This is a genomic window from Streptomyces sp. NPDC054757, from assembly GCF_053612185.1.
The window spans coordinates 41,205-66,990 of record NZ_JBSHBW010000007.1 but is presented as its reverse complement, the minus strand read 5'-3'; the positions used below and the strand labels follow the sequence as shown (position 1 = coordinate 66,990).

Here is a 25,786-nt window from a genome sequence, read left to right as displayed (position 1 = left end):
CCGGACGTCGGCGGTCAGCCGTTTGCGAGGGCCTTCACTCGGCTGAGGTTTCCGTTGAACCGGTTGTGGTCACCGACCGTCGCGCCCTTGGAGGTGTACTGCCAGATGGTCTGGTGCTTCCAGCCCGCGGGCAGGGCTCCGGCGGACGAACCGTAGTGCGGTACCCAGAGCGGATTGGTGCCGGCGAAACCGGAGTTGTTCCCTGTGCAGGACTTCCACCAGTTGGTGGAGGTGTACAGGACGACGTCCCGGCTGGTCTTCGCCTTGTAGGTCCTGGCGAAGTCCCTGATCCAGTTGACCATGCTCTGGTGGCTCAGTCCGTAGCAGGAGGCGCCGTAAGGGTTGTACTCCAGGTCCAGTGCGCCGGGCAGCGTCTTGCCGTCCTTGGACCAGCCGCCGCCGTGCGCGAGGAAGTAGCGGGCCTGGGTGGCGCCGGTCGAGGTGTTGGGGGTGGCGAAGTGGTAGGCGCCGCGGATGATGCCGGCTCTGTACGATCCGTTGTACTGCTGGGCGAAGGACGGGTTCCGGTAACTGGTGGACTCCGTCCCCTTGATGTAGGCGAACTTCACGCCCGACCTCCACAGCCGGGACCAGTCGACGCTGCCCTGATGGCTGCTGACGTCGACCCCCTCCGTCCCCCAGGACTTGGTGAGTGCGACGCCGCCCCTGCTGGTGTCCTCATGCCTGAGGATCTGGGAGCCGGCGAAGTCGTCTCCGGGATGAGAGGGCTCTGGGGCGCCGACTGCGGCGCCCGCGGTACTGGAGAACATGAGGGCAAGGGCGGGGGCACCCACGGCCAGAGCGGCCAGGACAGTCGACTTCCGGCGAGGTGCGCAGGCGGGAACAGACATGAGACGCCTCCAAGGGTCAAGCCCAGCCTGCGCGGATTCCGGGGTGACTCCTTGAGGCGCGCGGAGAGCGCGGCTCACGTCACCCGATACGCCGTACGGTGGACGGCGGGGGCCGGGTGGCGTTCGGAATTCAGTACGACAATCGAACAGTCGACCTCGATCCGCGGGCCCGGCTCCCTGGGCTCTGACGGAACGCGTCGAGGCCGGGCCCCCTCGTCTGCGGGGGCCCGGCCTCTCCCGTAACCGGTAGACCGACGTCAGCGGACTTGCGGCTGAGCGCCCGGCCCGGCCCGGCTCAGCGGGTGCCGGTGACCCGGTACTCCTTCAGTGCGGCGCAGTTGGAGTGCTCGACCGAGACATAGACATTGCTGATACTGCCGCCCCAGCTCACGCAGTGGCCCTTGCCGTAGACGTAGGCCGGCCCGGCGTAGGACGTATAGGTGCCGTCGTCCCCGGCCGAGGCATCCGTGTCGGGGACATAGATGTACGTGGACACATACGTGGCCTTGCCCGGACTGTTGCGGATGGTCGCGACGCAGTTCTTGCCGTTCGAGGAGTTGTACGTGAGGTAGACGGTGCCGAGCGAGCCGACGGGCGCCGAGTTCACGGTCTTGTACGAGCTGCCGCAGACGCCCTGCGGTGTGACGTTGGGTGCTGCCGAGGCGGTGGTGCCGAGCGCGGTCGTCGTGCCCACCACGAGTGCGGTCAGTGCCCCGGCGGCCACGATATTGCGTGCGATCCTCATATTTCCCCCTTGCCTCCCCGAGAGCGGTTTGCTCCCACTTGATGGGACCCGCGAACTGCGCCGATAGTTGTACCGGGTGCGGGCCCGGTCCCGCAGAGGCTCTCCGGCCCGCCGGGGCCGGTTCTCAGGCCGCGCCTTCTCCCGGAGTGCCGAGGGCGAACACGAGCCGGGCGGTGGCGCAGACCGGTGCCGAGATGAGCAGGGCCCAGTCGGCCCCTGCGCCAAGGGCGGCGCCCATGACGGCCATCCGAAGGTCGCGCCGACCTGGCGTGCGGCATTGAGCACGCCGCCCACCGCTCCGGCGGTTCCCGGCAGGGCGGAACTGACGGTGGCGCCCACCAGTGCGCCTCCGGCGATGGGTCCGGCGGCGACGGCCGCTCCGCTGACCGCGGCCCAGGTGGCGACCGCGCGGGCGCGCTCGCCGGGCTCCGGACAGAGCTGGGCGATCATCGCCATGGAGGCGGGTACACATACCGTGGCGGCCACTGCGAGGGATCCCGCGCCGCGCGACCAGGACCCACAGCTGAGGTGCGCACGCACTGAGCAGGGAGACCAGGGTGAACAGCGCGACGCCGGTCCTGAAGAGCCGCTCGGCGCCGAACCGGTCGGCCGCCGCACCCGCGGAAAGCAGCAGCGCGGCGAAGGTCACGGTGTATCCGGTGGTCGCCCACGCAGACCGGCGAGCGAGGTGTGCAGCGATGACGCCAGGTCGGGTTCGGCGACCGACAGTACGGTCATGTCGAGCAGCACCATGAAGCAGCCCAGCGAGATGCCTGCCGGCGCGCGGGCGCGCACCCGGCCCGTGGGTACCCCGCTCTCCGCGGCCCTGGAGCGGCTGCGGAAATGGGCGCGGTCCCTGCTGGACCAGGCCGAGCGGGCGGTCCGTGATGTCAGGGACGAGCGCCAGGTGCTGCGGCTCGGCGCTCTGGAAACCCTGGCCGGCGCCCATGTGCCCCAGGTCCTCGCCCGGTTCGCCGCACGCCGGCGCCCCTGAACTCCCCGTATACACAACGGCGTTACGCATCTCCGCGGGTCAGGCCACCATGCTGCGCGGACTCTGCGGTCTTCACGACAAGCACACCGTTCGCCGTCTTGGCAGGCACTGGTCCAGGCCATAACGTACGTGACGTATTGCGCTCGGTCATGGCTCTTTTCGAGCAGAATTCGACATTGCGAGTGCGCGGATCGGCGTGGTTCCCGCAGCCGCTTCCCAGGGTCGCGCGGTCGCCCACCGCTGCACTCCGGACGGAGACACCATGCCCACGAAATCCCGGATCGCCGCGCTGGCAGCCGTGGCGTCACTCGGCGCGGCCGCCCTGGCCGCGCCCGCCTCCGCACACACCCCGCAGTCGACGGTCCTCACCCCGTACGGACGCGTACCCCAGCCCGATGTCGTACAGGTCGACAGCCACCAGACCCTGAAGGTCGTCAACGGCCAGGTGGAGAAGGTGGATCTGCGCAGCCACGCGGTCCTCGCCCACCTCGGCGCGGCGGCCTCCGGTCCGGCATCGGCCGACCCGTACCGCCATGCGGCGAGCCTGCGCGCCCAGGCGGGTGTCGCGGCCGGCCCGAGCAGCTCCGATCTCGGCGGCAACTGCCCGGCCGACTGGGGCCCGACCGACATCCAGTCCTTCCGAACGACGTGGACGGTCCCGCCGAAGCCCTCGGACTCGACGAGCACGACCACGTACTTCATCTGGAACGGGCTGGACGGCGGCGCGTTGCAGCCCGTTCTCCAGTGGGGCAACGGTACAGCGGCCTACCAGATCGCGAACTGGTACTACGTCGGAGGCAAGTACGCCCACGGCACCTATCTGAGCGTGTCTCCCGGCACCTCGCTGACCGGAAAGATCGACTACGTCTCCGCGAGCAACGGCACGTACACCTATAAGGAGTCGTTCGCCGGGTACCCCTCGGCCGATGTCACGGTGGAGCGGACCAGCGCTGCCAACGGCGTCATCGAGTGCTTCGAGCCCTACACCGACGGGGACGCCTCGAAGAACCCGAACGCGGCCGATGTGGCGATGAGGAACATCAGCCTGACGGACCAGCCGGGACACACCGCCCCGTCCACCCTCGCCTGGACCGGCAACAGTTCGGCAGCCGGCACCAAGGTCATCAGCGACAGCAGCTCCAACGGCGAGGTGGACCTCTACTTCAACGGCGTCTAGGGGCTGCGGCTCTTCGGACGGCTTGCCCGTCGGCTCTTGGGACGGCTTGCCCATCTGCTGGGGCGCCGGGCCCGCCTCCGCAGGCCGTCGGAGTTACGCCCGGTGGCCCGCCGGCCCTCAGGGAGCGGTGAGTTCGATGAGGTGCCGGGCGGTGCCGGCGGGGTCGGCCAGCTGATGGAGGTGCTCACCGGGCAGGTGCGCGGTCCGCCAGCCGCGTTCCCGGGCGTCGGTGGCCGTCTCGTCGTAGGGGGGACCGAACAGCAGATAGGAACAGGGGTGGTCGTCCCACCCGTCGGGGACCGGGACACGCTGCTCGTAGTAGGTGAGCGGCAGCCTGGGCTGCTCGGCGACGACCTTCTGCCGTACGGCCGGATCGGAGAACATGGGCGCGATGTCCGCCTCGTCCCACCAGTCGGTCCAGCGCGGCAGTATGCCGTCCACCGCCATGGGCCGGAGGAGTTCAAGGAGTTCGGGCGGGGCCGCGGGGGTCGGTCCGGTACGGGCCGGCAGTGCGGCGTCGACGAAGACGGAGCGGGTCACCCGCTGGTCCAGCCCCGAGGCGACGCACGGGTGGAACAGCCCGGCGTTGCTGTGTGTCACCAGCGTGAGGGGCTGGTCGGCCGGGACGTCCGCCAGACCGTCCCGGACGGCTTCGACGATCCGGGGCCAGAACGGTGGCCCGCCGGCGCCCACGTGCAGCAAGGACGGCACGCGCACCTGGTGCCCCCCGGCGGTCAGCCGTTCGGCCACCGGGTGCCAGGTGGAAGGGCCCACCGAAGGACTGTGTACGAGAACGAACATCGGCCGCATGGTTTGCATGGGTACATCCTGCCGCGCCAGGGCGGCCGTGTGCATCCATGCCGGTCCGGGCCGGGTCAGCGGGCGAGGCGCGGGAAGAGGACCTCGGCGCTCCCGCGGTTGATGCCATCGGCCTGGCCGGGGGTGAAGTGCTGGTATGTCTCCAGGAAGTGGTTGTAGTAACTGCCCGCCTCCTGCGGGGCGAAAGGCCAGTCGCTGCCGTAGAGAACGTGGCCCGGCTCGGCGAATTCAAGCAGGGCGGGGAGCGCGCTGGGGCTGGCGGAGAGCGCGGTGTCGAAGTAGAACCGCTTCAGATCGCGCAGGATGTCGTCGGCGCCGCGCTCGGGGTCCACGACGGTGGAGATCAGGCCGGAGAAGCGGTACGCGGCGTAGGGGAGGAAGCCGCCGCCGTGGGAGAGGATCACCCGCACGTTCGGGTAGCGGCTCATGACGCCGCTCAGTACCAGGCCGAGGGCGCTGCGCGTGGTGTCGAAGACATAGTCGGCGAGCGGGGCCGGGGTGCCCGGGAGCAGGTGCATCGGGGGCTGGGCGGGGTGGACGAAGACGTTCGCGGCGCGGCGGTCCAGCTCTGCCCAGAGCGGCTCGAAGTCCGGGTCGTTGAGGTAGCGGCCACGAGCGTTGGACATCAACACGACCCCGTCGGCGTGCAGATCGTCCAGCGCGTGGACGGCCTCCGCCACTGCGGCGTCCGTGTCGGGCAGCGGGATCGCGGCGAAGTGGCCGAAGCGGTCCGGGCTGTCCTTGACGATCTCGGCGCTGTACTCGTTCGCGGCACGGGCGAGATCCCGGGCCTGCGCGTCGTCGCCGAGGTGGACGCCGGGGGCCGTGACGGACAGGACGCCGGTGGCGATGGACTGCTGGTCCATCATCGCGACGGCACTCTCCGGGCTCCAGTCCGGGATCGCCCAGCCGCCGGAGTCGAGACCCTGTGCGGCGAGCGTCCGGGCCCAGACGGGCGGAACGATGTGCTGGTGGACATCGATACGTGCGGGGAAGGGCACGATACTCAGCCTCCTCATTATTAGCTTGCTAACGAATCACATTTAGTAAGCTAACAACCATGCGACAGACAGGCAAACCCCCGGTCGGCAACGCCCCCGGCCGGCCCGCCGAGCCCGGTGTCGAGGACCTGGCCCGTGCAGCCGACCGGCTCTTCTACGCCATGCGGCGCTCGCGGGCCGCCACGGCCGGACAGTCCGCCGCCGGACTCTCCATGTCGCAGCTGGCGCTGCTCGCCCCGCTGAGCGAGGACGCCGATGGCGAGGGCCTGCCGGTCGGCCGTCTGGCCGCACGCGCGGAGGTGAGCGTCCCCACGGCCACCCGGATGCTCCAGCAGCTGGAGGCCAGGAGCATGGTCACCCGCCGCCGCTCACCGCACGACGAGCGCCAGGTACTGATCCGCCTCACCGACGAGGGCGCCGGGCACCTCGCCGCCATGCAGGCCGAGCTGCGCGCCCGGCAGTATGCGGCCCTGTCGCGGTTCACCCCGCAGGAGCGTCACGTACTCGCCGCACAGCTGCACCGGCTCGCAGGCATCATCGGGGAGACGGTGCCACGGGCACCGGATTCCGGGCACGACGAAGGGTGAGGTATCCGCACTCGCCCGCACGCCCCCCTCACCCGCGCACCCCTCACCCGCGCGCCTTCCTGCCCGGCCGCGGGGAGGGAGAGCCGTCACACGGCGGCTGACCAGCCCCGGACCGCCGGCAGTACCTTCCGGGCGACGCGCAGCAGCACCTCGTCGTCCGGGGGCCAGCCGTCCGTACGCCACACGGCGATCTCGATGGAGCCGCCGCTGTCCTTGGCGTCCTGGGCCACGCTCAGGACGCGGGCGGGGGATCCGGGGAGGTTCTCGGTGTCGCTCCCGTCCAGGCGGAACCTGAAGCTGATGGTCGTCTGCGAGTAGAGGACCGCCGGGCGGCCCAGAAACCTCCGCTGGTGCGCGTCGCTGCCCAGAAGGCCGACGGAGTCGGCCACCGGAAGGTGGTCGTAGGCCACCGTCAGGTTCACGGTGTACGTGTCGAACTCGACCTGGGCGGACGGAGTGGCGGTCACCTTGCCGTCGGCACCCTTGTCGGAGCTGTCACTGCCGTAGGCGTTCTTCGGGATCTCCTCCCGGGTGCCCAGGAGTCCGGCGAGATCGGGACGGTTCAGCGCCTCGCACAGCTGCGCGCCGGAGGCATGCCAGCCGGACTCCTCTCCCGGCTTCGCGTCCCCGCAGGTGGCAGGTTTCGGTCCGGTGTCGGCGTCGGCGGACGAGGAGAGGGACGAGGCCCATGACACCCAGAACCAGACGCTGAGACCCCCTACCAGCAGCAGCGCCGCTATGGCCTGCTTCCACGCGTTCGCTCTCTCCCCGGGCGCTCCGGGCGCGTCGATATGGCCGTCCATGTCCCCCACTTGTGATGATCCCCCGATACGTGCGTGGAGACCATAGCCCGTGATCAAATAAGCGAACAAGGGGAGTTGGCCGCGGTGAACGCCTGGTCAGCGCCGCGCGAGCGCAGCCGTGGCGCGGCGCGGCGACCCGGTCGGTCCGCTGACGACGCCCATGTCACGCCCCGTCAGGTCTCACCACTGCGTCACCATCTCCACCGTGATCGCCTCCATGGCCTCGGCCGCCCGCTTGTTGACCTCGGCCGAAGTGGCTCCGCGGAGCATGATCTGCCCGATGCGCCCCATGTTGTCGCAGGGGCCGCCCACTTCGTCCCCCGGCATCTTCGACACCGCGGTCGCGACCACATGGTCACCGCAGGGCAGTGCGCTGATCCACCGGAGAACTCCGGCCTCGGGCGCGGTGATGAACCGGATGGCGGCGGCCGTACGGTGGCGAACCGCGACGTCCGGCCGCAGGCCGAGCGCCGTCTGCAGCAAGGCGCGTGCCTCGTCGATGCCCAGTGCCTCCTTCACCAGCCGCATGATGTGATCGCCCGGTGGCCGCGCGCCCACCTCGATGACCCTGGGGGCGCCCGCGGTGCCGAGCTTCACCTCGGTGTGCGCGACGCCGTTACGCAGCCCGAGTGCCCTGATCGCGGCGGTGGCCGCCGCGTACAGCGCGGCTCCGGCGGCGGGGGTGGTATCCGCGGGCACGGTGTGGCCCAGTTCGGCGCGGCTCACGCCCCCGGTGGTGAACTTCTCGGTGGCCGTCAGATGGTGGATCTCACCGTCGGAGATCACGGACTCGATGCTGAACTCGTCGCCGTCCACGTGTTCCTGAGCCAGCAGCGTGGTGTCGATGGCCAGCCCGTGCGAGGTCTTGTGGGTCTGCGACTGCGCCCGCCGCGCGGCCTCGGGGAGTTCCGCGGGCGCGTGGACGACCGAGACTCCGATGGACGCCGCGTTCTCCGCCGGTTTGACGACGAGCGGGAACCCCAGCCCGCTCTCCGCCACGCGGCGCGCCAGCTCTCCGGGGTCCTGGGCGACCACGGTGCGCGGGGCGGGGACCCCGTGAGCATCGAACGCCTCGGCCATGAGCCGTTTGTTGCGGCAGGCGTCGGCCTGCTCCGGCCGGTGGCCGGGGAGCCCCAGCCGGTCGGCGAGGCGGGTGGCCAGCGGGGTGAGGAACTCCCAGCAGGCCACGACTCCGTCGATCCCCGCCTCCCGGCAGAAGCGGGCCAGGTCGTCGAGTGCGGTCTCCTGATCCGAGAAGTCGGTGAAGACCGTGCCGCTGATCCTCGACCTCAGCTCGGGCCGGTAGGAGCGGAACACGTCCTCGTGGGTGGCCACATGGGCTTCCACACCGAGCTCCGCCGCGGCGGCCAGGATGTCCTCGCCCGCGGATACGTCGGCCTCTATCAGCAGCACCTTCGGCATGGCAGGGGTCCCCTTCGATGACGTCATGAGGTCGGTGGAGCCTGCGCCGTTCTGCGGCGCAGGACCGGAGCCAGGGCCAGCTGGCCGGCCGCCGCGACGAGACACAGACACGCGGCGGTCAGCCAGAGCGTCGTGGAGCCGACGAGCAGCAGCCGGGTGCCGACGACCGGGGCCAGCAGAAAGCCGGTCCCCCAGGCCATGCCGATCAACCCGTTGTAGCGGCCCCGCAGTCGGGGCGGTGCCAGGTCGGCGACGACAGTCGATGTCATGGCGAAGACGAGGATCTCCCCCAGCGTCCATACGGCGATGGCGAGGCCGTACGCCAGGGTCGTGGAGGCGAACGCCATCACGGTCGTACCGGCTGCGGCGACGCCGAAGCCGGTAGCGAGCACCCGGCTCTTGTCGAAGGCTCCGAGCCGGTGGCCGATCAGCGGCTGCGCGGCGATGACCACCACCCCGTTGACCGCCATGACCGTGCCGTACGCGGTACTGGACAGGCCCTCGCCCCGCATCGCCAGGGGCAGCGTGGCGAAGGCCTGCTGGAAGACGGTCGCGTAGACCACGATGATGCCCGCGAACGCCAGCATCGCGCGGTCGCGCACCGGGGTGAGGAAACCGCCGGGGCTGTGTTCCCCGGGGGGCGGCCGGGTCTCGGGGACCGCGAGCCACACCAGCGCCGCGAAGACCGAGCAGGCGCCCGCGTCCAGCCAGAAGATCAGCTGGTAACCGTGGGCCGCGAGGTAACCGCCCAGCGCCATCGCCAGGGAGAACCCGAGATTGACCGACCACAGCAGCAGGCCGAAGGCACGGGTCCGGTCGGCGAGGGGGACGGTGTCGGCCACCAGGGCCTGGGCAGCGGGCCGGAAGAAGTCGATGGTGATACCGAGTACGAAGCAGGCCGGGACGAGCACCCGGAGGTCATGGGCGTGTCCGAGCGTCAGGAGGGTCGCACCGTTGGCCAGCATGCCGCCGCTCAGCGCCACCCGGCGGCCGAAGCGGTCGGCGACGAACCCGCCGAGCGGCTGCGAGACGACCGACCCGACGCCGACCGTGGCGAGGATGAGTCCGGCGGTACCGATCGGGACCCCTCGTATCCCGGTCAGATAGAGGCTGAGGAACGGGTTGACCATGGAGCCGAGCCGGTTGACCAGGGTCCCGCCCCACAGCACCCAGAAGGCCCCGGGCAACCCGCCCGCGCGCACCCGCACGAAGGTGCGCAGCCGGCCTTCCACGGGCTCGGTGGGGTGCGGGGCGGGCGCGTCGGTTCTGCTCAAGCTCTCTCCTACGGGGCCTGTTCGGCCTGGGGGCGCGATTGCCCACCAGGGCGTTCGATGGCGGGGTTCCGTTACGGGGTGAGGCGCGCCCGCTCGCCGTATTCCGGGCGGGCGCTCTCAGCGACCGCACCCGCGCAGCACGGCGGGGGCCCGGCCCGGTGGCACGGGTTGCCGTACGGAGTCGGGGTGAGCGCCGGAAACTGTACGGAGCCGGGATCCCGCACCGGGCCGGTGCCTGCTGCCAGCGCCGCGCGGTCGACCTTGCCGTTCGGTGTCGTGGGCAGCGTGTCCACCACATGGATCTCCTGGGGGACCATGTACGGCGGCAGGGCCTGCGCGCAGAATTCCCGCAGGGCGCCCGCGTCCACCGCCCTCCGCGCCTCGGGGGATCCGTCGGCCGGCGCCTGCCGGGAGAGAACGGTGAAGGCCGTCAGCTGCTGTCCGCCCCCGGCCCCCGGCAGTGCCATCGCGGCCGCCGCCGTGACCCGGGGGTGGGCCTGCAACTGCTGCTCCACCTCGCCCAGTTCGACCCTGTTGCCGTTGATCTGCACCTGGGAGTCGGCCCGGCCGCAGAAGTAGAACGCGCCGTCCTTGCCCCTGGTGCCCAGATCGCCGGTGCGCAGGACCTGCTGGCCCGACTGCGGGGACAGCGGATCGGGCACCAGCGCCGCGCGGGTGGCGGCAGGGTCGTCCCAGTAACCGGTGAAGAGCGCGGGGCTGCGCAGATGGAGTTCGCCGGCCACACCGGGTTCCTCGATGGTCCGGCCCGTATCGTCGACGAGAAACAGCTCAGCGCCGGGGTGGGCGATGCCAATGGAGAGCGGCTCCGCCGTGTCGGGAAGCGGCCGGGGCACGGGCTCGAAGGAGCATGCCATCGACTCCGTACTGCCGTAGCAGTTGGTGAACTCCGTACGCGGCAGCAGTTCCTGGAGCCTGCGCAGCTCGGCCGGCGGGAACACCTCACCGCAGAAGAGGATCCGGCGCAGCCCGTGGAGCGCAGCCAGCCGCCCGGGTTCGTACCGCAGTGCCTGGCGCCAGATGGACGGTACGCCGTTGACCTGCGTCGTCCCGGTCTCGCGCAGCACCCGCAGGAAGTGCCGCGGCCAGCGCACCAGTCGTGGCGGTACGGGGACGACGGATGCCCCGGTGCCCAGTGCCAGACCGATGTTGAGCAGGGAGAAGTCGAACTGGAGCGGAGAGGTACTGGCGATGCGGTCGTCGGGCGCGGCCAGGCGGTGGGCCAGCATGCCCCGGTAGAAGGCGACTACGGCACGGTGGCTCATCACGACACCCTTGGGCCGGCCCGTGGTGCCCGACGTGAAGATGATGTAGGCGGGATCGGTGACGACGGGGGTCCGCCGCCGGGGCGCCCGCCACTGCGGCATCCGCTCCACGGCCAGTCCCCCTGGCCCGAACCGGGCCGTCCCGACCTCCTGCGGGATGCCCTTCCGCTCACCGTCCGCCGTCTGGAGATGGAGTGCGGGCCGGGCGGTCCCGATGATGGACCGCAGCCGCCCGTCCGGCATTTCGGGGCTCACCGGGATGAAGGTGAGACCGGCCCGTGAACAGGCGAGGAACATCGCGAGGGACAGGGCGGTCGTTTCGGCCTCCAGGACCACCCGGGCGCCGGTCTCGATACCGAGTTCCTCCAGTGCACCGGCATAGGTGTGCACCAGGGAGCCGAGTTCGCCGTAGGTGGTCACGGTGGTCGTTCCGGCCCGGGGGGACTCGATGACGGCGGGACGGTCCGGAGTCCGCTCCACCGCTCCGAGCAGGAAGCTGTGCAGGGAGCCGGGCACGTAGTCGGGCAGACAGTCGGGAAAAGGGCCGGGCAGGGAACCGGGCGGGGACTCCCCGGCGGGACCGGCCTGCGGGTACGGCTGTTGCGTCACGTTGGTGGGACCCCTCGTCTGGTGCGGGAACGACGGCCCGGCGGGGCCGGTGCGTCCGGGTCTCCGGCGGGCACCGGGCCCCGGTCGCGTCGCGCGGGCCCGGCCGACGGTTACCGCCGCGCTCTTCTCGTATCTGACGTCCGCATATTTCGTATAGCGGAATTCAACTTCCGAAGGTGAGCCCAGACTCTCATGCGGGCGACACGGATGGCATGTGATGTGGATCACTCAGCAGGTCGGGCGGGGGCGCGCCACGCGGCGGGCCACGGAAGAACGGCACGTCCAGTCCGGCCCCATCCCCCGTGGAAATAAGGGGTGTTGCGGGGTGTCGCGTGACAAGCAGTGAGACCACGGTGACCCGTTCGCCCTGGACAGGCTTCAACAGTGTGTGGCAGCGTCAGCGGCGTATGGAATTCACATTCCACCATGTGAAAGTCTGCTGGGGTACCGGGAGTTGGCCCGGATCCATGTCGACGGAGGGGGTGCGTGTCCGTGGCAGGACCGCTTTCGCTGGGCCAGCTCTCGGTCTGGCACGACATCCGGGATCTGCCGGGCCCCCGGCGCCATGAGGCGAACAACGCCGCGCTCTGGGCGCTCCCCCGCGGCACCGGCACGGAGCAGGTGCGTACGGCCCTGCGCGCCGTCGTCGCCCGTCATCCGTCGTTGCGGACGCGCTACGGACTCCAGGACCCGGACACACCCACGCAGTTGACGCCCGACACCGGCTTCTCCGACGCGCTGCCCGTGGTCGAGACGGGTGACCTGCCGCCCGACGGGTTCATCGCGGGCCCGGTAGCCCGGCCGTTCCGGCTCGGCGACGAACACGGCTGGCGGGCCACGCTGTTGACCCGGGCGGGTACCGCCTCGCATCTGCTGTTCGTCAAACACCACATCGCCGCGGATGCCTGGGCCCAGGAGGTGCTGCGCCAGGAGTTCACCACGGCGCTCACCGACCCGTCCGGCACCGGGTCCACTCCCGTGCCCGGCCCCGCGGAGCTGGCCGCCGACCAGCGCACCCCTGCCGGACTGCGCCGGCAGAGCGCGGCGCTCGGCCACTGGCACCGGCTGCTCGACCAGGCACCGCCCGCCGCCCTGCCGGCCGCGACGGCCGCCACCGGTACGGGCGTCGTACAGGTCACCCTTCGCTCCGGCCCCGCACGCGCCGCTGCCCGTTCGGTCGCGGCGGCTGCCGGGGTCTCCGTCTCCAGCGTCGTCCTCGCCGCCTACGTCCGCGGTGTGGCCAGAATCTGCGGCACCGACGCCCTGCTGGTGCGGCTGATGAGCGCCAACCGTTTCTCGGCCCGCTGGAAGAATGTCGTCACCTCGATGAACCAGTGGGTGCCCGCCCTGATCGAGGGCGCCCGTGGGAACGACCTGCGCAGACTGGCGACCGCCGCGCACTGGAGCAGCCTCGGCGCCTTCCGGCACGGCGCGCACGACGTCACCGCCGTCGCCGCGCTGCTCGCCCGCAGGCCGGGCGCTCCCGAACCCGTCTGCGCCTTCAACCATGTGGCCCTGCCGGAGCAGCGGCCCGCGTGCTCCGGCGATCCGGCCCCCGTCGCCCGGCCCCCCGTCGAAGCCGACATCGAGCCCGTTCTCGTCTGGGAGGAGCCCTTCACCACGATCGGCCCGCGCTGTTACGCCCGCTCCCTGGAGGGCCCGGCCGAGCTGTCGGTACGGCTCACCGCCAAGGACATGGACCGCGAGCGGTGCGCGGAACTGCTGTGGGACATGCACCACGCGCTCGTGTCCACCGCCGGAGCGTGCTGACCTGGCGCCGCCCGCGAAGCCAAGGGCGTGAGACATCCGGCGGGAGGGACCCGGTACGGGACATCCGGGCCCAGGACGTCCGGCGCGTCCGGGCCCCGTCGTCCCGTGCCCCTCTCCCCCGCCGTCCCGCCCGCCCGTGCTCGTTCCTGCCCCAGGAGGCGTCCCAGTGCCCGAACACGTGATGGTCATCCACCGCTGGACCGACCGGTACGCCGACTACACCGCGTACCTGGACCACACTGTCCACCGCGTCAGCTATGTCACCACCGAACGGGCCGCCCGCCACCTCCCGCACGAACTGGCCGCCGGTGTACGGCTCGTGGACAGCACCGAGAACGTCAAACAGGTCCGTGAAGCGATCGGCTCGCTGACGAGGCGGAGCGGGCCGCCGACCCGCATCGTGGCGCTCCAGGAGACCGATCTCGATCTGGCGGCCGATCTGCGGGGCGAGTTCGGCCTGCCGGGACAGCGCAGCGACGATCTGGAACCGCTGCGCGACAAGCTGCTGATGGCGCGGCGGCTCACGGCCGCGGGTGTCGCCGTTCCCGCGACCGCCTGCGCACCGGACCACCAAGCGGTCGAGTCCTTCGCCGGACGGCACGGCTGGCCGGTGCTGGTCAAGCCTCGGCGGGGCACCGCCAGTGCCGGAATCCGGCGGCTCGACTCCCCCGGTGAGCTACGGGCGTACGCCTTCCCGCGCGACACCGAGATGCTCGTCCAGCCGTGGCTGCCCGACCGGGTGCTGCACGTCGACGGCGTGTACACCGGCGACGGCCTCGGCGCCTGGCGCGCCTCCCGGTATCTGAGCACCTGTCTTGAGTTCACGGCCGGTACCGCCCTGGGCTCGGTCGAGATCGACGACCCCGGCCTCATCGGCCGGGTGGGCGGGATCGCCGCCGCGACCGCCCGTGCGCTCTTCGCCGGTCCCGCCGTCTTCCATCTGGAGCTGTTCGAGAGCAGCGACGGTGCCCTGACCGTCCTGGAGATCGGGGCCAGGCCGGGCGGCGCCGAAGTCCCCTTCATCTGGCGCGAGGTGCACGGCGTCGACCTGATGGCAGTGGCCGTCGCCCAGCAGACGGGCATCGGCACCGGCACGGCACCGCCCTTCGACGGACCCACCGAAGTGGCGGGATGGCTGCTGGTGCCGCCCTCGGTGCCGATGCCCTGCCGGGTCGTCACGGCGACCGGCCACCGGGACCCGGGTAGGGACACCGGCCCTTACGCCGAAGTGCGCCCGCATGCGGGGGCGTTGCTGAGCGAGGGCGGATACGAGAATGCCGGGATCCGGTTCCGGTTCCGCGGGCGGGACAGCGCCCGGGTCGAGGAGGCCGTCCGCCGTACGATGCGGGACGCGTCGCTGGTGTGCTCACCGGTCGATGTACGGCGGCCCGGCCGGCTCGCCGTCGTGGGCTGCGGCAATCCGCCCTACCGTGCGTACGCGCTGAGCGCCGTCGCCGCACGGGTCGAGACCGGGCTCGTCCAGAGCACCGCTGTCGACTGGCAACGGCCTTACGTGGGCGACCGGTTCAGGACCGCCGACACCTCCGACGCCGCCGCCACCGCCCAGGCCGTGACGGAGCTGCTGGACGGTCACGGCGGCCCCGGCGCTGTACTGACCTGGGACGAGACTCTCCTGGAGACCACCGCCGAGGCGGCCCGGCTGCTGCGGCTTCCGCATATGAGCCCCGAAGCCGCCCGCCGCTGCCGCGACAAGCTGGCCACCCGGCGGCTGCTCGGTGCGGCGGGGGTCCCTTCGGCCGCGTACCGCCATGTGCACAGCCATGCGGAGGCGGTGGAGGCCGCCGAGGCTCTCGGCCTGCCGGTCGTGGTGAAACCGCGCGGGCTGGCCGGCAGCATCGGGGTGAGCCTCGTGACGGACCCCGGCGGGCTTGCCCGCGCCTTCGAGCAGGCGTGCACCTCCTCGTTCCCCGGCATCAGCGCCCTGGACGGCGCCATCGTGGAGGAGTACCTGGAGGGCCCGGAGATCAGCGTGGACTGTGCCGTGTCCGAGGGGGCGGTCCGGATCGTGAACGTCGCGCGCAAACAGCTCGGATTCGCGCCGTACTTCGAGGAGACCGGCCATCTCGTCGCCCCCTGGCGCGACGAGCCGTGGGCGGACGAGATCCGGTCCGTGGTGGCGCGGGCCCACACGGTCCTCGGCATCCGCACCGGAGTGACCCACACCGAGCTGCGCCTCACCCCCACCGGGCCCCGTGTCGTGGAGGTGAACGGCCGGCTCGGCGGCGACTTCATCCCGCTGCTGGGCACCCTCGCCACCGGTGTCGACCCGGTCACGGCCGCCGTGGACATCGCGCTCGGCCGCGCCCCCGGCCTCACCCCCACCCGGGACCGCTGCGCAGAGGTGCGCTTCCTCTACCCCGAGCACGACGCCACCGTGGACTCCCTGGACCTGACCGCAGCCGCCGCCGAACCCGGCATCGCCCAAGCGGTCCCCCTCGCCACCCCGGGCAGCCGACTGCTGCTGCCCCCGCGCGGCATCGTGCCCCGCATCGCCGCGCTGATCGCCGTCGGCGCCACCCCGGCCGCGTGCGCGGACGCACTCGGCCGCGCCCGGCGTGCCGTGCGGTACACCCTCACCCGCCTTCCGTGACCGACCGACAGCCAACGAGGAGAGACGCGCATGACGTGGATTCTTGGAGTCAACGCCCCTCCCGCCGGGTGGCACGACAGCGCCGCCTGCCTCATCGACGGGAACGGCGAGATCGTCGCCTTCTCCGAGGAGGAGCGCTGCAACCGGCGCCGGCACTCGCTCTACCGCAAACCCCTGGGCGCGGCCCGGTTCTGCCTGGCACAGGCCGGGATCTCCGCCGCCGACATCGATGTGGTCGCGCTCGGCTGGGACAGCGAGCAGCTGTACCCGCGCCGGTTCGCGGACGACGCCGAGTTCCTGGAGTACGCCGTCGGCCTGGACTTCGGCGGCCGGACCCCCGAGGTGGTCCGCGTACCCCACCACCAGGCGCACGCCGCGTCGTCCTTCTACGCGTCACCCTTCCCGAAGGCCGGGGTCCTGGTCGTCGACGGGCACGGCGAGAACGAGTCCTCCACCATCTGGACGTACGAGGAGGGTGCCGAACCCCGCCTTGAGCGGAGCTGGCAGCGCACCGCGTCGCTCGGGTACGCCTACGACGCCGCCTCCACCTGGCTCGGCTTCTCCTTCCTCAACGCGGGCAAGACCATGGGGCTCGCCGCGTACGGTCGCGCCGCGGGCCTCGACGTCGAATCGCTCGTCGACACCGGGGCCGACGGATTCCGGCTCGCCGTCGAGCCCCTGACGGAGAGCACCGGACACGCCACCGCAGGCGAGATCAGGGAGCAGTACGAGAACACGGTCGCGCGGTGGCGGGAGCGCTACACACGGATCGCCGGCGCCGACGCGCCGAGCGCCCCCGAGGAGTCGCTCACCGACGACCCACGCGCGGTCCTCGTCGCCTACACCGCGCAGCGCCTCATCGAGGAGACCGTCAGCCATCTCGCGGCGCTGACCCGCAAGGCGTCGGGTGTCGAGCAGCTCTGCATGAGCGGAGGTGTGGCGCTGAACTGCAGCACCAACGGCACGCTGCCCGGACCGCTGTACGTGCCGCCGGTGCCGCACGACGCGGGCGTCGCGCTCGGAGCCGCCTGGACCGTACGGCCGCCGAAGCGGCGCACCGGGGCGCTCAGCCCCTATCTGGGCACCGACATCCACGGCTACGACCACACCAACGGGCCCGGAGCGCCCGACACTTCGGGCCTGGTCCGCAGCGGACTCGACACCGACGAGCTGACGGCGCTGCTCATCGACGGGCGGGTCGGCGCCGTCGCCCAGGGCCGGGCCGAGGTCGGTCCGCGTGCGCTGTGCCGCAGGTCGATCATCGCCGTACCGGACACCCCCGCGGTGCACGCCCGGGTCAACTCGGTCAAGAACCGTGAGCAGTGGCGGCCCTTCGCGGGGGTCACCCGGCCCGACTACGGCGCCCTGCTCTGGGAGCAGCAGGAACATCTGAGCCGCTACATGCTCGGCGCGGCCAGGGCCACCGAGCTGGGGCGCAGCGTGGCCCCCGGGGTCGTGCACGTCGACGGCACCACCCGCCCGCAGGTGCTGCACGGCGACGAGGCACCGGCGGTGGGCGCGGCCCTGGACGGTCTGCGGCGCAGCGGTGTGCCGCCCGTCCTGCTCAACACCTCCTTCAACGACAAGGGCGAACCGGTGGTCAACACCGCGGCCGACGCGGTGCGGGCGTTCCGCTCCATGGACCTGGACTTCCTGGTGCTGGGCGACGAGCTGTACCGCAAACCGAACCGGGCGGGAGGTACGCGCTGATGCCGGCCGGCCGCCAGGATCCGGAGAGGTTCAGGGCGTTCGGGCCGCGCCATATCGACGACATCGCCCGCCGGTTCGGGCTGCCCGGGGACATCACGGAGACCGTGCGCAGGGTGTCGCTCGTGCTGCCGTTCCGGGTCAACGAGTACGTGCTGTCGCACCTCATCGACTGGGAACGGGTACCCGATGACCCCATGTTCCAGCTGACGTTCCCGCAGAGCGGCATGCTGGCCCGCTCCGACGAGGACCAGCTCGCCAAGCTCTCCGGCGACCCCGCGGACAAGCTCCTGCTGCGCGAGGCCGTACGGGAGATCCGCGAGCGGCTCAATCCGCATCCCTCGGGGCAGCAGCAGCTCAACGTGCCGAGCCAGGAGGGCGTCCAGCTCCCCGGTCTCCAGCACAAGTACCGCGAGACGGTGCTCTACTTCCCCGGCCAGGGGCAGACCTGCCACGCCTACTGCACCTACTGCTTCCGCTGGGCGCAGTTCATCGGCGACGCGGACCTGCGCTTCGCCGCGCCGGACCCGTCCGGGCTGATCGCGTACCTGGGCGGCCACCCCGAGGTGCACGACGTGCTGGTCACGGGCGGCGATCCGATGGTGATGTCGACCGAGCGGCTGCGCGGCCACATCGAACCGCTGCTGGGTGTCGAGACGGTCCGTACGGTCCGGATCGGCACCAAGTCCGTGGCCTACTGGCCACAGCGGTATGTCACCGACCCGGACGCCGACGAGGTGCTGCGGCTGTTCGAGCGGGTGGTGGCGTCCGGGCGGCAGCTCGCCGTGATGGCGCACTTCAGCCATCCGCGCGAGCTGGAGAGCGGCCTCGCGCGCCGGGCCCTGGCCCGGATCAGGGCGACCGGCGCCGTCGTCTACTGCCAGGCACCGCTGATCGGGCACGTCAACGACGACGCCCGGGTGTGGAGCGAGCTGTGGCGGGCCGAGCTGGCGGCCGGGGCTGTGCCGTACTACCTGTTCGTGGAGCGGGACACCGGACCGTACGACTACTTCAAGGTGCCGCTCGCCAGGGCGGTGGAGATCTTCACCGATGCGTACCGCACCCTGCCGGGTCTCGCGCGCACGGTGCGCGGGCCCGTGATGTCGGCGACGCCGGGCAAGGTCGTGGTCGACGGTGTGGAGGAGACGCCCGACGGCGCCTTCTTCCGGCTGCGGATGCTCCAGGCGCGCGATCCGGCGCTGGTGGGCAGGCCGTTCCGGGCCCGCTGGTCGCTGGATGCCGCCTGGCTGGACGAGCTGGAGCCCGACCCCGCGACCCCCGCCGACATCGCGGCGGCCGTACGCGGCGGCGCCCCTGAAGGTGCCGGGTCCCCCGGCCCTGCGGGCGCCCGCGCGCACCGGCCGCCGGAGAGGAACCGCACATGACCGCCGTGACCTTCGCACCGCCCTCCCCGAATCTGGCGCTGAACCAGCTGGTCGACCGGCGCAGGGCGCAGGGTGACTCGCTGGTCCACCTCGCGTTCGGCGAGGCGCGGCTGCCGGTGCTGCCGCAGCTCGTCGAGCAGCTGGCCATCGGCGCGTCCCGCTCGGCGTACGGACCGGTGGCGGGCGCCGAAGGCGTACGCGAGTCCGTCGCCGGATACTTCGCGCGCCGCGGGCTGCCCACGGATGCCGACCGGATCGTGGTCGGCCCCGGTAGCAAGCCGCTGCTGATGGCCGTACAGCTCGCCGTCCCCGGCGATGTGCTGCTGCCCCGGCCCGCCTGGAACACCTACGCACCGCAGGCCGCGTACGCGGGCAAGCGGGTCTTCGGGGTGCCGGTCCCCCGGGAGTACGGCGGTGTGCCGGAGCCCGGTGCGCTGCGTGAGACGATCCGCCGGGCCAGGGAGAGCGGCGGCGATCCGCGGCTGCTGGTGCTGACGCTGCCGGACAACCCGACCGGGACGCTCGCCCCGCCTGCGGCGGTCCGTGAGATCTGCGCACTCGCCCGCGCCGATGACCTGCTGATCGTCTCCGACGAGATCTACCGGGACATCGTCCACGACCCGCGGGCCACGCCCTTCCTCAGCCCGGCCGAGGTCGCCCCGGAGCGCACCGTCGTCACCACCGGTCTCTCCAAGACGCTGGGGCTCGGCGGCTGGCGTATAGGCGCCGCGCGGTTCCCGGCGGGCGAGACGGGCGGGCTGCTGCGGGACGCCGTGGTCGCGGCGGCCAGCGAGCTGTGGTCGACGCTCGCCGGGCCGATGCAGCAGGTCGCCGAGTACGCGTTCGCGGAGCCCCCGGAGATCGTGGCAAGGAAGCGGGCCAGTGCCCGGCTGCACGGTGCGGTGGCGCGGGCCGTTCACCGGATCGCGGTCGAGGCGGGCGCCGGATGCCGCCCGCCGGCCGGCGGGTTCTACGTCTACCCGGACTTCGAGCCGCTGCGCGACCGGCTGGCCGCGCACGGGGTCACGGACTCGGCGTCCCTCGCGGCGCGGCTGCTCGACGACTCCGGGATCGTCGTCCTGGGCGGTCATCTGCTCGGCGACCGGCCGGAGGCGCTGAGGTTCAAGGCGGCGACCAGCCTGCTGTACGGCGACGAGCGGCAGCAGGAGGAGGCGCTGCGGGCCGACGCCCCTGAGCGCCTTCCGCACATCGCGGCCGCACTGTCCACCATCGCCGAAGGGTTCGCCCGGCTCACCCGCCCGCCCCGCGGTCCGGTGAGCCGGACCGCACCGGACGTCACACCGAAGGAGTCCCGTTGAAGGAGATCGCCCCCACCCGGGAGTCGTTCCAGGAGATCGCCGCCGCCGCGGACCGGCTCATCGCCGGGCTGGCCGGGCTCCGTGACGAGGACGTCCCGGCGCCCTCCCGGCTGCCCGGCTGGAGCCGCGGCCATGTCCTCAGCCATCTGGCGCGCCAGGCCCCGGCGCTGGAACGGCTGCTGGAGTGGGCGCGTACCGGCGTCGAGACGCCTCAGTACCCGAGCCGCGAGGCCCGCAACGCCGAGATCGAGGCAGGCGTCCACCGTCCGGCCGCGGTCCAGCTGGCCGATGTCCGGGAGAGCGCCGCGCACTTCCAGCACGTGATCGAGACCCTGCCCGCCGCCGCCTGGCAGGCGGCCGTCAGGCCCTTCACCGGTGAACTCTGCACCCCTCGGCGGATTCTGGTGATCCGGCTGCGCGAACTCGAACTGCACCATGTGGACCTGGACATCGGCTACGGCTGGCACGACATCCCCGCATCGGCGCGGGAGATCATCCTGGCCGATGTGCTCGGCTACTACGCCGAGGCCGACGGCGTACCGGACTTCACCCTGCGCGACACCGGAGGCGCCGTGCTCGGCCGGTCCGGCGCGGGCGGCCCGGTCGTCACCGGGTCCCCCGCGGACGCGCTCGCCTGGCTGGCCGGCCGGTCCGGCGGGGCGGGCCTCACGTCCACGGCCGCACTTCCCGTACTCCCGCCGTGGCTCTGACCGGTGGCGGGGGTACGGGGCGCGGGGCCGGTGCGGCGCTACGGAAACCGATGAGTCGAGCAGGGGGAGGCGGAACGGACATGGCGGACACCGGGACATCCGGGCCGGGAATCCAGCAGCACCCCGGTGGACCCGGGCCCTTCGGTTTCGCCGGGGTCCACACCGGGCTGCTGGACTGTGTGCAGGTCAATCTGGCCGTACTGGCGGACCACCACCACGGCGCCGGGACCCATCTGCGGGCCGGGGCCAGGCTGGAGTTCCGTACCTGGGAGCGGGCCGAAGGGCTGCCGACCGTCGAACCCCCGCCGGACGAGCAACTCAGCACACAGCCCGCCCTGTTGGGGCTGGGCATGGTCCGGCGGGAGCGGCTGTCCGGCGCCGGGCTGGCCGCCGCAGTCGCCGACCGCGGCGGTACGCACTATGTGATCGCGGACTCCTTCCGGCTGCCGTGGCTGCCGTACCACCGGCAGGCGCACATGGAGCACAGCTTCCTGCTCACCGCGGGCCCGGACGGCCCGCACATCACGGACGCCTACCGCAGCGAGACGACCTGGGGGCCCGCGACACCAGGCCACTGGGTCCTCTCCGACGCGGAGCTGGCGGACATCGGCCCCGCCGTCGTCGTCGAGTTCGCCGCGGGAGAGCTGCCGCCGCTCGCCGCGCTGCCGCCGGTGCTCACGGCCGACGAGGACGCGGTACGGGAGTACCTCGGCGCGTACGAGAGGTGGCCGGACCGGGCGCGCGCCGTCGAACAGCTCACCGTGGAGACCTGGCTGCTGGCCCGCGGACGCAGGCTGCACGCGAAGTACCGGGAGCTGTTCTCCGGGGGGACGGGTACGAGCGAGGCCGAGGAGGCGCAGCTGCGCGCCTGGGACAAGGTCGTCGAGCAGACGTATCTGGCCCACCGCCGGGTCTCCCGCGGCCGGGCCGAACCGCCGCGGCTCGTGGAGCGCCTGCGCGAGGTGCTCACGGCCGACCTGGAACTCCACGCCGCGCCGTCCGCCGTCCCCGCGGCCCCCGACGAGGCGCTGCGCGGGCGGGTCGCCGCCGTAGCCGGCGCCGTGCTCGGTGTCCCGGAGGGCGAGCTGCTCGCCGGCGCGGCCTTCGACGCGTTCCCGTCGTTCGGTTCGTTCCGGCTGATCGAGATCATCGAGCGGCTGGAGGACGACCTCGGGACGGAGTTCGCCGCCGCCGACCTCGTACCGGAGAACCTCCGCGGGGTCGACGACCTGTGCCGCATCATCCGCTGACCCACCCGTCCTCACCGGCCCACCCACGAGAGGATCCCGCCATGGACCCGCGATTCACCGAACTGCTCAGCCCCTTCCTCAAGAACGCAGGGCCCGACGGGGTCGTCATCACCCCCGAGACGGATCTGCGCAGGCTCGGCGTCGACTCGATGCAAGCCATCGAGCTGCTGTTCTCCGTCGAGGACACCTTTGGGATATCCCTGCCGGACGAGGAGCTCAACGACACGACCTTCGCCACCGCGGGCAGCCTCTGGCGCGTCATCTCCGCGCAGCTGGCCGAAGGATCCGCCGGTCAGGCGGGAGCATGAGTACGGAGCCGTCGGCGGCCGGACCGCTGGATCTGACGGCCGCGCTCGCGGAGGTGGCCGCGGTCGCCGATGAGCACGCGGCGCGCACCGACCGGGAGGCGGAGTTCCCCGTCGAGGCGCTGGACGCCCTGCGCCGCACCGGTCTGCTCGGACTCATGGTGCCCACCGCACACGGCGGGCTCGGCGGCACCGTGGCGGACCTGGTGGTGGCCGCGCGGACGCTGGGACGCAGCGACATGTCTGTGGGCATGATCTTCGCGATGCACTGCCAGCAGGCGGAGGCCATCGTCCGGTACGGCGACCGGGCGCTCCGCGACGAGCTGCTGCCCGGCATCGCCAAGGGCGGGATCTATCTGGCGTCGGTGACGACAGAGGCGGGCAAGGGAGGCCATCTGCTCAGCTCCCAGGCCGGGTTGACGGGCAGTGACGGGCAGCTGGTGATCGACAGATTCGCGCCGGTCGTGACCGGCGGCGGGTACGCGGACGGCTTCCTCATCACCATGCGCAGCCCGGACGCCGTCAGCGACAGCGAGGTGTCGCTGGTGTACGCGCACCGCGGCCAGCTCTCCATCGGCGGCTCCGGGGAGTGGCAGCCGATGGGGATGCGCGCCAGCCACAGCGGCTCGCTCAGGCTCTCCGGGAGCGTACCGGCCCACCAAGTGGTGGGCGAGCACGGCGAGTTCCGCGAGATCGCCGCGCAGATCTTCGGTCCGCTGGCCCATCTGGGCTGGTCAGCGGTGTGGCTCGGGACCGCGGCCGGGGCACTCTCCCGGGTGCTGCGGCTCCTGCGCAGCCCGGCCGGGCGCGCACGCACCGACCTGACGTCGGAACTCCTGCTCACCCGGATCTCCCGGTCCCGGCAGCGCCTGGAGACGGTGCACGCGCTGCTCGTCCGGGCGCTCACGGTGGTGGAGTCGGGCGCGGACCTCTCGGCCCCGGCGCGTCAGCTGCTCCTCAACGCGCTGAAGATCACCGCCGCCGATGAGTGTTACGCGGCGGTGGACGACCTGGTCACCGCGCTCGGGCTGCGGCACGGCTACCTCCAGGACTCCCCCACCCGGCTGGAACGTGCCCTGCGGGATCTGCGTTCGGCCGCGCTGAACTACAGCAACGACAGGCTGCATCTCGCCGACGGCCGGCTGGCGCTCCTGGACCAGGGGGTGAACTTTGCCTGACACACAGCGGCCGCGGCGGCCGGAGCACCCAGGGTGGGGCGCGCTGGACGGGCTGGACGCCGGGGCGAGCGGCGAGCAGGTGTGGGCCGCGCTCGGACGGGGCGGTCTGATCACCCGTGCCTACCGTGACGGTTCCGCCGCTGCGGGCGCCGACATGGAAGGGCTCGGCGGGCTCCTGGCAGCCGTGGACGCCCGCTTCTCGATCGCCGCCACCCTGTCGGTGAGCGTCCAGCTCGCCACCGCGCTGCCGGTACTCGCGGCCGGCGCCTCGCCCGCGGCGCGGTCCGCGCTGGCCCCGGCGCTGGCGGGCCGTACGACGGTCTCCCTCGCGGCCAGCGACGTCACCGCGGGGACGGATCTCACCGCGCTGCGCACCGAGGTGCGGATCGAGGACGACGGACTGGTGGTGACGGGCGGGAAGAACTGGATCGCCAACGCCACCAGCGCCGGTCACCATCTCGTCCTCGCCCGGCACCGACCGGGGCGGCACTTCACCCACTTCACCTGGGTCCTGGTGCCGGCCGGCGCCCCGGGCGTGCGGGTGACCGCCGCCGATTCGGCGCTCTTCGCGGACTCCGGAGCGGGCCATCTCACCTTCGACGGTGTCCGGGTGGGGCGGGACCACGTACTGGGCCGGGTCGGCTTCGGACTGCCGCTCTTCGCCCGCCACATCGCCACCGAGCGGCTGGCCGGTGCGCAGTGGGCCGTGTCGCTGTGCCGCCGCACGCTGCGCGACACCCGGCGCCATCTGTCGGACCGTGCGCACGGGGACGGCACCCTCTGGGACCTGGACGCCGTGCGCCAGCGGTTCGCCGGGTGTCTGCTGCGGCTGCGGGAACTCCAGGCGCTGGTGGCGGAGCACGGGGAGGCCGTGGTCTCCCGGTACGACGCGACGGCCGCCGCCACACTCAAGGCCGCGGCGGGTGCCACGGTCGGCGCGGTGCTGGCCGAGTGCGGGCAGCTGTGGGGCGCGGCCGGTTTCACAACCGGCGGGGTCCAGGAAGTACGCGCCCAGGCAGCGCTGTTCGGCATCGGCGGCGGTGCGAACGAGGTGGTGCTCGGGGTGCTCGCCGACGCCGCCGATGACATCCTCGCCGAGCCCGCCCGGCCGGATGACGTCCTGGCCGAACCTGCCCGGCCGGACGTACCGCGGTGAACACCGTGCTCGATGTGGCCGACCGGGTCTGGGTGACCAGGTCCACCGTGGGCCGTACGCCCCCGAGCACCCACCGGGACGATCTGCGCCGCGCCGCCCTCCTTCCCGAGTGGCGGGCGGCCGAATTCCTCGCCGGGCGCGGGCTGTTGCGTCAGCTCGCTGCCGCCGTCCACCCGGCGGCAGCCGGGGCCGCCATCACCGCGGACGGGCGCGGCAAGCCCCTCGTCGCCGGGCTGCCGGAGGTGGGGGTCAGCGTGTCGCACAGCGGGGGCGCGGTCGCCGCGGGGCTCGCGGTGGGGCGGGCGCTCGGGGTGGATCTCCAGCAGCCCGCGGACTCGGTGTCGGCCCGGTTCGCCCGCCGGATCCTGCACGGCCACGCGGACCGGGTCACCGCGCTGCCGCCCGAGCAGGCGGCCGTCGAGGTCGCCTGGGTGTGGACCGTTCAGGAGGCCTGTGTGAAGGCCGGCGGCGCGGGGGTGGCCGGGCGCCCCTGGACCATCGACGTACGCCCGGGCGCCCGGTCCGGTCGGTGGGGCGCCTACCGGTGGATCAGTCTGCGCGACCGGTCGGACACCCCGTTCAGCTGCGCGTTCTCCGCACACCCCGCGCCGCCCGCACCGGCCGCGGGCGGGACCGGCGGGAGCAGCGGTTACGGCGTGTCCGGCGGGACCAGCACGTGCGGCGGGTCCGGCCGTACCAGCAGTGACGACAGGTCGACGGGACCAGCACTGTGGGCAGGAGGCCCCCGGCCCGTCCCGGCATCCGAGCCCGATCCGCTACCCGACACCGGCACCCACGCCGGCACCGACACCGACAAGGACAGACCGTGA

At 72.3% G+C, this 25,786-nt stretch carries 22 protein-coding genes; 14 read left to right on the top strand and 8 right to left on the bottom strand.

Annotation, left to right across the window (positions count from 1 at the left end):
* Window positions 1-14: 14 nt before the first annotated feature.
* Both ACWGKJ_RS12040 and ACWGKJ_RS12035 read right to left on the bottom strand, forming a co-directional pair.
* The gene (locus tag ACWGKJ_RS12040; protein WP_385023114.1) at window positions 15-770 is read right to left on the bottom strand and encodes a lysozyme; all 756 of its coding nucleotides are present in this window, start codon (window positions 768-770) and stop codon (window positions 15-17) included.
* Between the two features lie 376 nt (window positions 771-1,146).
* A complete protein-coding gene (locus tag ACWGKJ_RS12035; RefSeq protein ID WP_385023116.1) occupies window positions 1,147-1,596 on the bottom strand; it encodes a spore-associated protein in 450 nt (149 codons plus the stop codon).
* Between the two features lie 736 nt (window positions 1,597-2,332).
* On the opposite strand from ACWGKJ_RS12035, the gene ACWGKJ_RS12030 reads away from it, so the two are divergent.
* Together ACWGKJ_RS12030 and ACWGKJ_RS12025 are read left to right on the top strand one after the other, a co-directional pair.
* Window positions 2,333-2,590, top strand: a complete 258-nt coding sequence (locus tag ACWGKJ_RS12030; RefSeq protein WP_385023118.1) for a hypothetical protein — start codon at window positions 2,333-2,335, stop codon at window positions 2,588-2,590.
* Between the two features lie 262 nt (window positions 2,591-2,852).
* Window positions 2,853-3,767 (top strand): hypothetical protein, encoded by a 915-nt coding sequence (locus tag ACWGKJ_RS12025; RefSeq protein ID WP_385023119.1) that lies wholly within the window; start codon window positions 2,853-2,855, stop codon window positions 3,765-3,767.
* Window positions 3,768-3,884: 117 nt separating this feature from the next.
* Here the strand turns inward: ACWGKJ_RS12025 and ACWGKJ_RS12020 are convergent, their stop codons facing one another.
* Window positions 3,885-4,568 carry an alpha/beta hydrolase family protein gene (locus tag ACWGKJ_RS12020; protein WP_385023121.1) on the bottom strand — a complete coding sequence of 228 codons (684 nt, stop codon included), beginning with the start codon at window positions 4,566-4,568 and terminating at the stop codon, window positions 3,885-3,887.
* A gap of 74 nt (window positions 4,569-4,642) precedes the next feature.
* The gene (locus ACWGKJ_RS12015) at window positions 4,643-5,587 is read right to left on the bottom strand and encodes an amidohydrolase family protein (RefSeq protein WP_385023123.1); all 945 of its coding nucleotides are present in this window, start codon (window positions 5,585-5,587) and stop codon (window positions 4,643-4,645) included.
* A gap of 59 nt (window positions 5,588-5,646) precedes the next feature.
* Between ACWGKJ_RS12015 and ACWGKJ_RS12010 the strand changes: the two genes are divergently transcribed.
* A complete protein-coding gene (locus ACWGKJ_RS12010; RefSeq protein WP_385023125.1) occupies window positions 5,647-6,174 on the top strand; it encodes a MarR family winged helix-turn-helix transcriptional regulator in 528 nt (175 codons plus the stop codon).
* Window positions 6,175-6,260: 86 nt separating this feature from the next.
* On the opposite strand, the gene ACWGKJ_RS12005 is transcribed toward ACWGKJ_RS12010, so the two are convergent.
* From ACWGKJ_RS12005 to ACWGKJ_RS11990, 4 genes are all read right to left on the bottom strand, one after another.
* Entirely contained in the window at window positions 6,261-6,977 is a 717-nt protein-coding gene (locus ACWGKJ_RS12005) for a DUF6215 domain-containing protein (RefSeq protein ID WP_385023162.1), read from the bottom strand.
* 180 nt (window positions 6,978-7,157) lie between these two features.
* Window positions 7,158-8,426: an ATP-grasp domain-containing protein gene (locus ACWGKJ_RS12000; RefSeq protein WP_385023127.1), complete on the bottom strand. Its 1,269-nt coding sequence runs from the start codon at window positions 8,424-8,426 to the stop codon at window positions 7,158-7,160.
* Entirely contained in the window at window positions 8,423-9,673 is a 1,251-nt protein-coding gene (locus ACWGKJ_RS11995) for an MDR family MFS transporter (protein ID WP_385023129.1), read from the bottom strand. Before ACWGKJ_RS11995 ends, ACWGKJ_RS12000 begins: the two co-directional genes overlap by 4 nt.
* A 71-nt stretch (window positions 9,674-9,744) precedes the next feature.
* The gene (locus tag ACWGKJ_RS11990; protein ID WP_385023131.1) at window positions 9,745-11,565 is read right to left on the bottom strand and encodes an AMP-binding protein; all 1,821 of its coding nucleotides are present in this window, start codon (window positions 11,563-11,565) and stop codon (window positions 9,745-9,747) included.
* A 492-nt stretch (window positions 11,566-12,057) separates the two neighbouring features.
* On the opposite strand from ACWGKJ_RS11990, the gene ACWGKJ_RS11985 reads away from it, so the two are divergent.
* From ACWGKJ_RS11985 to ACWGKJ_RS11935, 11 genes are all read left to right on the top strand, one after another.
* Window positions 12,058-13,335 carry a condensation domain-containing protein gene (locus ACWGKJ_RS11985; protein WP_385023133.1) on the top strand — a complete coding sequence of 426 codons (1,278 nt, stop codon included), beginning with the start codon at window positions 12,058-12,060 and terminating at the stop codon, window positions 13,333-13,335.
* Between the two features lie 166 nt (window positions 13,336-13,501).
* Window positions 13,502-15,946, top strand: a complete 2,445-nt coding sequence (locus tag ACWGKJ_RS11980) for an ATP-grasp domain-containing protein (protein ID WP_385023135.1) — start codon at window positions 13,502-13,504, stop codon at window positions 15,944-15,946.
* Between the two features lie 30 nt (window positions 15,947-15,976).
* Window positions 15,977-17,656 carry a carbamoyltransferase C-terminal domain-containing protein gene (locus ACWGKJ_RS11975; RefSeq protein ID WP_385023137.1) on the top strand — a complete coding sequence of 560 codons (1,680 nt, stop codon included), beginning with the start codon at window positions 15,977-15,979 and terminating at the stop codon, window positions 17,654-17,656.
* Window positions 17,656-19,038 carry a KamA family radical SAM protein gene (locus ACWGKJ_RS11970; protein WP_385023139.1) on the top strand — a complete coding sequence of 461 codons (1,383 nt, stop codon included), beginning with the start codon at window positions 17,656-17,658 and terminating at the stop codon, window positions 19,036-19,038. The genes ACWGKJ_RS11975 and ACWGKJ_RS11970 overlap by 1 nt, the downstream gene beginning before the upstream one ends.
* Window positions 19,035-20,357, top strand: coding sequence for a pyridoxal phosphate-dependent aminotransferase (locus ACWGKJ_RS11965; RefSeq protein ID WP_385023141.1), 1,323 nt, complete (start codon window positions 19,035-19,037; stop codon window positions 20,355-20,357). The genes ACWGKJ_RS11970 and ACWGKJ_RS11965 overlap by 4 nt, the downstream gene beginning before the upstream one ends.
* Window positions 20,354-21,067, top strand: coding sequence for a maleylpyruvate isomerase family mycothiol-dependent enzyme (locus ACWGKJ_RS11960; RefSeq protein ID WP_385023143.1), 714 nt, complete (start codon window positions 20,354-20,356; stop codon window positions 21,065-21,067). Before ACWGKJ_RS11965 ends, ACWGKJ_RS11960 begins: the two co-directional genes overlap by 4 nt.
* An 80-nt stretch (window positions 21,068-21,147) precedes the next feature.
* A complete protein-coding gene (locus ACWGKJ_RS11955) occupies window positions 21,148-22,317 on the top strand; it encodes an acyl carrier protein (RefSeq protein ID WP_385023145.1) in 1,170 nt (389 codons plus the stop codon).
* A gap of 41 nt (window positions 22,318-22,358) precedes the next feature.
* Entirely contained in the window at window positions 22,359-22,625 is a 267-nt protein-coding gene (locus ACWGKJ_RS11950; protein ID WP_385023147.1) for an acyl carrier protein, read from the top strand.
* Entirely contained in the window at window positions 22,622-23,800 is a 1,179-nt protein-coding gene (locus tag ACWGKJ_RS11945) for an acyl-CoA dehydrogenase family protein (protein WP_385023149.1), read from the top strand. The genes ACWGKJ_RS11950 and ACWGKJ_RS11945 overlap by 4 nt, the downstream gene beginning before the upstream one ends.
* Window positions 23,793-24,956: an acyl-CoA dehydrogenase family protein gene (locus ACWGKJ_RS11940; RefSeq protein ID WP_385023151.1), complete on the top strand. Its 1,164-nt coding sequence runs from the start codon at window positions 23,793-23,795 to the stop codon at window positions 24,954-24,956. The genes ACWGKJ_RS11945 and ACWGKJ_RS11940 overlap by 8 nt, the downstream gene beginning before the upstream one ends.
* Window positions 24,953-25,786 carry a 4'-phosphopantetheinyl transferase family protein gene (locus ACWGKJ_RS11935; protein ID WP_385023153.1) on the top strand — a complete coding sequence of 278 codons (834 nt, stop codon included), beginning with the start codon at window positions 24,953-24,955 and terminating at the stop codon, window positions 25,784-25,786. Before ACWGKJ_RS11940 ends, ACWGKJ_RS11935 begins: the two co-directional genes overlap by 4 nt.

Bases quoted from the DNA above. Each gene is read 5' to 3' on its own strand.
- ACWGKJ_RS12040 (WP_385023114.1), bottom strand. From the start codon at position 770: ATGTTCTCCAGTACCGCGGGCGCCGCAGTCGGCGCCCCAGAGCCCTCT.
- ACWGKJ_RS12035 (WP_385023116.1), bottom strand. From the start codon at position 1,596: ATGAGGATCGCACGCAATATCGTGGCCGCCGGGGCACTGACCGCACTC.
- ACWGKJ_RS12030 (WP_385023118.1), top strand. From the start codon at position 2,333: ATGTCGAGCAGCACCATGAAGCAGCCCAGCGAGATGCCTGCCGGCGCG.
- ACWGKJ_RS12025 (WP_385023119.1), top strand. From the start codon at position 2,853: ATGCCCACGAAATCCCGGATCGCCGCGCTGGCAGCCGTGGCGTCACTC.
- ACWGKJ_RS12020 (WP_385023121.1), bottom strand. From the start codon at position 4,568: ATGTTCGTTCTCGTACACAGTCCTTCGGTGGGCCCTTCCACCTGGCAC.
- ACWGKJ_RS12010 (WP_385023125.1), top strand. From the start codon at position 5,647: ATGCGACAGACAGGCAAACCCCCGGTCGGCAACGCCCCCGGCCGGCCC.
- ACWGKJ_RS12005 (WP_385023162.1), bottom strand. From the start codon at position 6,977: ATGGACGGCCATATCGACGCGCCCGGAGCGCCCGGGGAGAGAGCGAAC.
- ACWGKJ_RS12000 (WP_385023127.1), bottom strand. From the start codon at position 8,426: ATGACGTCATCGAAGGGGACCCCTGCCATGCCGAAGGTGCTGCTGATA.
- ACWGKJ_RS11975 (WP_385023137.1), top strand. From the start codon at position 15,977: ATGACGTGGATTCTTGGAGTCAACGCCCCTCCCGCCGGGTGGCACGAC.
- ACWGKJ_RS11970 (WP_385023139.1), top strand. From the start codon at position 17,656: ATGCCGGCCGGCCGCCAGGATCCGGAGAGGTTCAGGGCGTTCGGGCCG.
- ACWGKJ_RS11965 (WP_385023141.1), top strand. From the start codon at position 19,035: ATGACCGCCGTGACCTTCGCACCGCCCTCCCCGAATCTGGCGCTGAAC.
- ACWGKJ_RS11955 (WP_385023145.1), top strand. From the start codon at position 21,148: ATGGCGGACACCGGGACATCCGGGCCGGGAATCCAGCAGCACCCCGGT.
- ACWGKJ_RS11950 (WP_385023147.1), top strand. From the start codon at position 22,359: ATGGACCCGCGATTCACCGAACTGCTCAGCCCCTTCCTCAAGAACGCA.
- ACWGKJ_RS11945 (WP_385023149.1), top strand. From the start codon at position 22,622: ATGAGTACGGAGCCGTCGGCGGCCGGACCGCTGGATCTGACGGCCGCG.